The sequence below is a fragment of the Bacillus sp. HY001 genome (assembly GCF_007558965.1).
Classification (GTDB): Bacteria; Bacillota; Bacilli; order Bacillales; family Bacillaceae_G; genus Bacillus_A; species Bacillus_A mobilis.
Genome location: NZ_VLTE01000065.1, coordinates 1 through 273, shown reverse-complemented (window position 1 = coordinate 273; position 273 = coordinate 1). Strand labels below are relative to the sequence as shown.

Genomic DNA, 273 nt, shown 5'->3' with positions numbered 1-273 from the left:
TAAATAAGAAGTGAAAGCATTGATTCCCCACGGAACTTGACTAGGGGTTAAGATTGGCGAAAAAGCAGAAATTGCTTTGAATCTCTTAGCATTTTTCATGCCAATTACTAAAGCACCATGACCTCCCATTGAATGACCCATTATACTTTCTTCTCCTGAAAAATTAGGAATCAAAGTTGACGCAATAGCTGTTAATTCATCTACGATATACGTATACATGTGATAATGCTTTGCCCATGGATCTTGTGTTGCATTTAAATAAAAACCTGCCCC

At 37.0% G+C, this 273-nt stretch carries 1 protein-coding gene; it reads right to left on the bottom strand.

Annotation, left to right across the window (positions count from 1 at the left end; translation table 11 throughout):
- Nucleotides 1–273 (bottom strand): alpha/beta hydrolase-fold protein (locus FOT98_RS25180; protein ID WP_260851138.1); only part of this gene is annotated, 273 nt, incomplete at both ends.